The following is a 7,816-nucleotide window of genomic DNA, read 5'->3' on the forward strand; positions in this document are numbered from 1 at the left end:
GCAATTACGCTAAATAACTGTGTACATGAGCCGTATACGAGGCCCGTATGTACGGTTCTGTGAGAGGGATGAGGCGGTGACGCCTCACCCTACTCGATGATTTCGGCCAACCAGTCCCAAATTTTCAATCAAATCCTGTTTTTCCAAAAAATATTCTGATAAAAGTTCTTTCTCTAGTGCTTTAACCATCCAGTTATGCCAAATTCTGCGTTAATACATACGAAAGGGTACTTAATTTAGCGAGCGGTGCACTTATTGACTTTTAATCTAAGTAATTTGATGCACTTAATCGTCGAGGTTTGATTTAATGCGTTTTGCATGGGTTACGACTAGGCTTTAGTGTGGACTTTCACAATTTAAATTAAAAGGGAGTTTAATTACGATGCTTAAGTATATTCATAGTTTTCTGTTTTCGAATAAAAGCCATCGAGTACGTGTGAAGTCGCCAATTGTATTTAAATTAGGTGCTTATGTAACATTCTTCGTGGTTTCATCTATTGTATTTTCCGGTTCTACCTTAGCAAAAACGGTTTGTAGTACTGAAGTAGTAGAGGAAAAAGGCAACCCTACTCTCAGTTCTGAACTGATTGATGCAATGTATGAAGCAATTAGCACTAACACTTTCGACCTTAACGAACCTTATACTTTGATAAGTAAGAAACATTTCTGTTCGGGTGTCGTAAAGTCCAATAAAGGAACCGAAAGTGCTTTCGAAACCTTTAACAGTGTCCCAAATCCTGATTTAGCACCGAAAGAAGGTAATAAGCAAACAGTCAAACAGGCTAGAGCTGATGGAACCAGGGAGTGGACTTACACTTATTTGAATAGAGTTTGGGTATTGACTGGATACAAATACACACCTTTGCCTGATGCTGAAAGTTTGGATCCGTAATTGACCGGCCTCAAATAAATGGATTCACGATATAGATGAATTTGGGCATGATAATGTCCCCTAGTGGTGCTTATCGATGAAATCGAAATGAACAGATAGTTTCCACTAATAAGCAGCATGAAGCGGGGCTGAAAGGCCAATTAACACCTCAAGTCATTGATGATGACGAACACACAAGCGTTAAGACATCTGTACCAAACTTAAAAACTCTTGAAGTGAAGACACATGGAATTGTGCCTTTGGTGACTTTTTAACGCCCGGTCGAAGTATCTGAACCGTTTTCATACCTAAACTATTACCCGCACTAATTTCTGACTCCTCACTGTCTCCAATAACCCATACCTCACTCGGAGCTGTGTTATAGCCTTTGGTATGCCCAAAGTTGCTATTGAAAAAGGGGCAGCGAAGCGCGTAGTGAGCTTAGATGATATGGGCAGAAGCGTTATGCAAACGGTAGAGAAGCTTTCGGCTGGTAGTCGTTTGTAAGTATAGTGAGCAAATACTTACAGAATGCAATTTCTGTCCTAAAACCTGTAAAAGGATTGTTATAACTTTTCTTGTTCCAGAAAAGCTAAGGTGTTTTAATAGCATCGCTTAATAATGAGTAATGCTGCTGCAGAATGCTGTTGCTGTAGCCGATACTATGGAAAGGCTCACTATTTAGTGCGTAAAAATATAAAAATCGATACGTAAGTGGAATGGTAAGGTAAATCATTGTCGATATAATAAAAAAGACAATGGCTTATGTGCGTTAGCAAGAACAAGGTAGGCAAAGTTTTATTACTGCGTATGTTTTGTAGTACCTAACTAGAATAAAAGGCCTGCTATATTCCTTACAGATTTGAGAGCAAATATATGCTCATTCTTACGGTATGACACTAACCCGGGATTGTAACGAGTAGTTGGGGACTCTTATGAAACAGCAAACGCTTATAGCAGTATCAGCTTTAATGTTTTCTTCTTCTGTTTTAGCTAATGGTGGCTTTGAACCGAATAAGAAAGCATGCGTGAACGTCGGAAAAGAAATCACTCGTGTAAGCACTGAAATGGACGCAGCTAAGTCAGGTATTCAGAAGTCATGGCTTAAGCGTCAACTAAGCGCACTAGAAACGAAACGCAATTCTTGCAGCACACAAGGTTTTAAGCCAAACCGGCCCGAGCTAGCAAAAGTTTAATTGTTTTGTATTTCGATTTGAAAAAAGTCTTACTTCGGTAAGACTTCTTTGTTTTTACTTCGACACCGAGCCTACGCCTCGCCCTGAGTCTTAACGAGAAGACATAGAAATAGCAGAGCACATAGGCGCTGACAAAAGTCAGTTTTACCAGCATGTTCGCGCGGCTTGCGAATCGGGTTGGGACTTTAGTTCGCGCTGGCTAGCTAATCCCAATTCACTAGCAAGTATTCGTACAACTGAAATTATTCCCGTAGATTTAAATGCGCTTTTAGTAACGCTTGAACAGACTCTGGCAAGCGTGACTAAAGGTGCCGAGCAAGCGCGCTACAGTGCGGCATCTGCAGCGCGAATTAACGCAATAAACATCTTGTTAAAAAAAGGTGGCGTGGTAACCACTTCCAACATTACATCGCAACAGTGGGATGCGCCAAATGGCTGGGCACCACTTCAACTTTTCGCCGTTGAAGGGTTGCGTAATTACGGGTTTGATATGCAGGCACAAACCATTATGTTGCGTTTTTGCAAAACCATAGAAAACCACTTCGCAACAAGCGGCGTGCTGTTAGAAAAGTACAATGTATGTGACCCAGAAATAAAAGCAGGCGGCGGTGAATACGACGTTCAGCTAGGTTTCGGATGGACCAACGGCGTGTATACCCGCTTTCAGACATCCCTGAACCAGTAAACAAGCTTCGGTTAAAACAAAAACGCGCGGTACCTTAACAACGGGCCGCGCGTTTTTGATGGTGTAGATATTAATTGTCGCCTGAGCGGTTACCCATATCAATCGACATGGCAATATCATCGAGTATGTCGTTTAGCCCAGTAATTTTCTCGTTAGCAATAAATACGCTCATCTGCGACTCAACCACGATATGGTCGGAAGTCGCATCGTTTTCAAAGGTATTGTCTAACGCGTTCTGTACGCGATCGAAAAACTGTCGCGCACTTCGTTCTTCAATATTGTGCAAACATAAGATAAATTGCTCGGTACCAAATCGCCCTAAAATATCGTTACCGCGGGTAACATTTTGGAGAGTTTGTGCAATTTGTCGTAATACTAAATCACCTTTTGTTGACCCCATTTTCCGCGTTATTTCACGCAGGTTGCTAATGTCAAATATAGCAATGGCAATGGCCCGGCCTTTTTTCGGCGCATCAAGCTTGTTAATGCGGGCTATCGCCGAATTCGCATTAAGCAGCAGAGTAACGGGATCGATGGCTTTGCGCGCAAGGTGTTTTCTACGAAGTACGTAGCCAGTAATACCGCTTACCAGAAGGAAAATAACAATAGCGGTATACAGCGTGTTCTTTCGTTGCTGTTCCGCTTGTTCAATCGCAGATTCCAAATCATAAATGCGGGTATACACGTTAGCAGCACCAATAATTAAGGCCGAGTCTTGAGTAACTTCACGGCGCTTAGTTACTTCTTTAGAATAAATCTCGTGCGCTTCTTTCGCCTTAGCTAAGTCCTGCAGTGCGATATACATGGATACGTTGAAGCTAAGGTAATCCAAATTTGTACGAAAGACCGGCGGTATCGCGTCATCATTTAACGCTTCAATACCTGATATATACTGCTTAATACAGGTGAGATCGTTGTCATGTAAGCAAATCTCAGCTTTGTGCCAGTTAACAAGAAGCTCGCCAAACGAACTCGAGATGCTCGAAGACGCTTTTTCTAAATCGGGAAGGGTGTAGGTAAGTCGGTTGTAGTTTTGTGTTTTTCTATAGTAAATAGACAGTGCATACTGATACAAGAAGTTGGTTAGCGGTGTGTCTATTTCGCTATTGAGTACACCTAGTTCTAAAATGCTCTGATAAGCTTTGTCGGTTTGGCCGCTACTTAACAGCGATACAATAGCACTAATAAGAATACTTACCTTGTTACTGCCTTCATATACAAGCAAGCCCATTTCATGTGCTTTTAGATATTGCTCTGCTGCTAAGGCATGTTGCTCTAAATCGCCGTATAGTAAACCAATTGCGTTGTGAATATGCGCTAACTCACCGGGGCTGCCGTCGTTTGAATAACGCTTAAGCACACCAAACATCTTACCCAATCTTATTTCAGGTGAAGTGGTTTCTGAACAGTAGTTAATTAGGCCTAAAGAAGAACTGGTAAAGATATCGCTGTGGCGCTCGGGCGATGATAGTTCTTGGGCTTGTTGGTAGTACTTACAGCGTGCTGGGTTTTCTCTGGCGTCATAAGAAAAGCCAATTTGATAAATAGCCGATGCAAAGGCATAAGAGCTTTCATCAATATTGCTTTGCATAATAGCTTTAAGCAGCATAGTTTCAGCTTCTTCGTACTTACCACGGCAAATTAGAAACTGCCCTTTGGCTACGGTTAAAGCAAAACGTTGTTGCGAAGTAAGCGACTCTAGCGCGAGCGTGTCTTCAAGTTCAGGAAATAGAGACTGATTGGGACAGTCATAGGAAGGCGTGCGTACCTTTTCGATAACGGCATCGATACTGTCGTTTGCCAATGCGGCAAAAGAAGCTAGCGCAACGCTCAAGAAAGAGAATACTGTTAAGGATAACCTTTGAAACATGAGAAATAACGTTTTTGTTTTTTCTTCATAATATCGATTTGAACCCCGAACTACTACACGGAGCACCTAAAAGTTAGCTATTTTTTGTATCTTAATGCGTCTACTGTTTTCTAATCGTTAAGCTAGGTAAGCACGTGTAATGTATTTGCAATGCCTGCTAGTGGGCAGGCGACCTAAAACTAACCAATATAGCCACTCCAACGAGGGCAACGGCAGACCATACAATAGTTGCCTTGGTGGCACGCTCTCCAAGTACCCACGCAACCCCTAGCGACATTAATGCGCTTGTAGCAATAAGGGTTTGAACCACGGCCGCTTTTGCATAAGCAAACGCAAACATTTGTAGGTAAATAGCAGCAGTAGTGCCAAGCAGTGTAGCTAACACAAAAGCAGGCCATACACGTTTTCCGCTGTCGCTTTCATAGTTAATAACGGGCATGTAGCGCGTTTTGGTTAGGGCTATAAATGGCACCACAAAGGCCATACCGCCAACTAAGCGCAAGAACGCAGCGCTGGCAGCGTCAATTTCACCGGCACTTAAAATGTCGCGGCTAACTACGGCACCAACTGCCTGACATAACGCCGCGCCCACACCATATAAATAGCCACTGGTTGCAAACACGTGTGTAGTGCTGCGTTTGCGTACCTTTATAACCATATCTACCGAAAACAGTACTACTGCAACGCCAACCCACTGCTGCCAGGTAATCCATTCGCCAATAAAAGCCATAGCAAAAAGGGCAGTGAATAAAGGCGCAAGGGTTTCGGCGACCAACACCGCTTGGCTATCCCCAATGCTTTGTAAGGCTTTAAAAAAGCAGGTATCGCCAATGCCTATACCAATAAGCCCGCTAAGCAATAGCCACAAAACAGCATGAGTACTAAGCCCTGTTGGCTGAACCACTACTAAAACCACTGCCAAAATGGCAATAGAAATAAGCCCCTTCCAAAAGTTCATGGTAAGCGGCGAAAATGCGTTACCCGTTCTACGGAATAAACGCGCAGCAATTGCCCAACAAAGCGCTGTACCTAGCGCAGCAAAAACACCCATAAATTACCTGTTAAAACTTTGCCCAAAAACGCTGGGGCAAATAAGTAGCTTGCCAAAAAGAGCGGCTATGCTAATGCAAGGTGTGGGCGGGGTAAACTTAAATCACATCAGTAGTTTTTAACTAAATATATTGAAGCCTTAAGCAAACGTAACTGAAGGTTAAAGGCTTTCGTGGCATTATGTTGGCGGTAAAATTCGTGAGTAAGTTAGGCGCTTTTCTCAATTAAGTGGGCGTTAACCGAACTTTAAGAATAACAGTGAAGTAAAAGGACGAGAAAAGCGTGAGCGTAGAGCAGATGAACTTAACCGGCATTAAAGGTGTAATATTCGATTTAGACGGCACCTTGGTAGAGTCTAGCCTTAACTTCACACAAATGCGCGCCGACGTAGGCTGCCCACAAAACGAAGATATTCTTACCTTTGTAGATGCCCTTAGCTGCGCCGACACCAAAGCGAATGCTCACCGAGCTATATTGCAGCACGAACTTGACGATGCGCAAAATGCCAAGTGGTTACCCATTGGCAAAGCCATGGTGGAAAAGGCGCAGGCACACAAACTCCCCATGGCAATAGTTACCCGTAACTGCCGCCAAGCCACCGCAATTAAGGTAGCTAATAACGGCATACCCATTGACTACGTGCTAACCCGCGAAGATGCCCCAGCCAAGCCCGACCCAACCGCATTACTGATGGTGGCGAACACATGGCAGCTTCAACCTGAAGACTGCCTGTATGTAGGCGACTTTATTTATGATCAGCAAGCCGCCGAGAATGCTGGGATGAAGTGGTTGTTGGTTTAGGTATTAACTATTTACATCTGGTTTCTTTGGCTTGATAGGCCCAATTGGTAATATCACGTAAAAGTCTATTCCCCACGTTGGTGTATTAGTTCCAGCATATACTTTAGTATACTCTGCCTCGGTAAGCTCTTGCATGTTTGTTTTTTGTTCGATATTCATATCTTTTCCTTTTTGTTTTTTGATTCTCAAGCTCGAATGAGCACACATAAAATAATAATTAAACAGGGATGTAAGACATGTTTACTGAGACAATTTGTGCTTATCGACAGAAAATCCATACTTGTGTCCCAATATTTCTAATTTTTTTCTTAGTTTTTCCAAAATTGAGCCATGCCATCGGTATTAACTTAGAGGGGAGAACATCATTTGATGGAATTCCATCAGGTGTAATTCGAGACTTAGAGGTTTCAAACAAAGTAGTTTATGTAGCAGCAGAAAACGGGGTGTTTGAAGTTATTGGACACGAGTCTGAGAAATTAGAGTTCAACACATCTAATCACGCCACAGGGGTTATCTCTGACATTCAACTGAATGGAACGGACCTATGGGTTGTTGAATATGGAGTTGGTGTTTTTAAAGTTAATCTAGAAAATAAAAACTCACAGCAAGTATTTAGTGATCGTGAATGGTCGAGTTCTATTTGGACTATGGCAATGACATCTAGTCATTTATATTTCTCAGTCATTGACGATGTCATTGCAGTAGATAGAACTACAGGGCAATCGACAAGCCTAAATTCCAAATTAGAATCCTTCAAGTTAAACGGCACTTACTCGCTTTTTGCAAACAATCACAATGCGTATGTAGCATCTAATAAGGGCTATCTTTCAATTGAAGGGGCATTAGATAATCTGCAAGAATTTAAATTGAGTAGCAAGCTACCATTACTATCAAATGCAACGTTTATTAAAGTAATTGATGAAGAATTATATATCGGCGGTCCACAAGGGGTGTACATATTAGGAAGTAACGAGCGCTTCGTTCCAACTGAGGGAATTGGTGGCACCTATATCCAAGATGTGGTTAAAGATGAAGATGGGGTGATCTGGGTTTCCGACGGTCGCCTTTTACTGTTAGAAGATGAAAAACTATCGGCTCCCCCTTTCATGAATCCTATATTGACGTCTGAAGCGATAAGGTCAGTAACCAAAATAGCTATAGACCCCTACAATTCCATCCTTATCGCCTCCTCACAATTAGGCTTAGTTTCATTACCTAAAACAAAGCTAGTGACAAACCTAGTGCTGAGGGATCCCCACGAATTTAGCATGTAATCTTGCTCATGCAAGCTTCAGCGGTGAGTTCATCAAGCCAGCGGATCGTCTTTTTCCACTGATGCAGGG

9 protein-coding genes are annotated in these 7,816 nt (G+C 42.5%); 5 read left to right on the forward strand and 4 right to left on the reverse strand.

Annotated features, from left to right (window positions below; translation table 11 throughout):
- The first annotated feature begins 436 nt into the window (after positions 1-436).
- The gene (locus MHM99_RS20275) at positions 437-892 is read left to right on the forward strand and encodes a hypothetical protein (protein ID WP_239220405.1); all 456 of its coding nucleotides are present in this window, start codon (positions 437-439) and stop codon (positions 890-892) included.
- Between the two features lie 180 nt (positions 893-1,072).
- On the opposite strand, the gene MHM99_RS20280 is transcribed toward MHM99_RS20275, so the two are convergent.
- The gene (locus MHM99_RS20280) at positions 1,073-1,225 is read right to left on the reverse strand and encodes a hypothetical protein (protein ID WP_342339138.1); all 153 of its coding nucleotides are present in this window, start codon (positions 1,223-1,225) and stop codon (positions 1,073-1,075) included.
- 581 nt (positions 1,226-1,806) lie between these two features.
- Here MHM99_RS20280 and MHM99_RS20285 point away from each other — a divergent pair.
- The gene (locus MHM99_RS20285; protein WP_061094013.1) at positions 1,807-2,067 is read left to right on the forward strand and encodes a hypothetical protein; all 261 of its coding nucleotides are present in this window, start codon (positions 1,807-1,809) and stop codon (positions 2,065-2,067) included.
- Positions 2,068-2,176: 109 nt separating this feature from the next.
- Positions 2,177-2,752: a trehalase family glycosidase gene (locus MHM99_RS20295; protein ID WP_343213295.1), complete on the forward strand. Its 576-nt coding sequence runs from the start codon at positions 2,177-2,179 to the stop codon at positions 2,750-2,752.
- Positions 2,753-2,822: 70 nt separating this feature from the next.
- Here the strand turns inward: MHM99_RS20295 and MHM99_RS20300 are convergent, their stop codons facing one another.
- Positions 2,823-4,622 carry a GGDEF domain-containing protein gene (locus MHM99_RS20300; RefSeq protein WP_168463281.1) on the reverse strand — a complete coding sequence of 600 codons (1,800 nt, stop codon included), beginning with the start codon at positions 4,620-4,622 and terminating at the stop codon, positions 2,823-2,825.
- Between the two features lie 157 nt (positions 4,623-4,779).
- On the reverse strand, positions 4,780-5,673 hold the full coding sequence (locus MHM99_RS20305; protein WP_168463282.1) for a DMT family transporter: 894 nt from the start codon (positions 5,671-5,673) through the stop codon (positions 4,780-4,782).
- Between the two features lie 281 nt (positions 5,674-5,954).
- Between MHM99_RS20305 and MHM99_RS20310 the strand changes: the two genes are divergently transcribed.
- Positions 5,955-6,473, forward strand: a complete 519-nt coding sequence (locus MHM99_RS20310; protein WP_239220407.1) for an HAD-IA family hydrolase — start codon at positions 5,955-5,957, stop codon at positions 6,471-6,473.
- A 3-nt stretch (positions 6,474-6,476) separates the two neighbouring features.
- Here MHM99_RS20310 and MHM99_RS20315 read toward each other — a convergent pair whose 3' ends face one another.
- Positions 6,477-6,632 carry a hypothetical protein gene (locus tag MHM99_RS20315; protein ID WP_196494314.1) on the reverse strand — a complete coding sequence of 52 codons (156 nt, stop codon included), beginning with the start codon at positions 6,630-6,632 and terminating at the stop codon, positions 6,477-6,479.
- A gap of 77 nt (positions 6,633-6,709) precedes the next feature.
- On the opposite strand from MHM99_RS20315, the gene MHM99_RS20320 reads away from it, so the two are divergent.
- Positions 6,710-7,747 carry a hypothetical protein gene (locus tag MHM99_RS20320; protein ID WP_239220408.1) on the forward strand — a complete coding sequence of 346 codons (1,038 nt, stop codon included), beginning with the start codon at positions 6,710-6,712 and terminating at the stop codon, positions 7,745-7,747.
- Positions 7,748-7,816: the final 69 nt, after the last annotated feature.

Source organism: Alteromonas sp. MmMcT2-2 (genome assembly GCF_022348305.1).
GTDB lineage: Bacteria > Pseudomonadota > Gammaproteobacteria > Enterobacterales > Alteromonadaceae > Alteromonas > Alteromonas macleodii.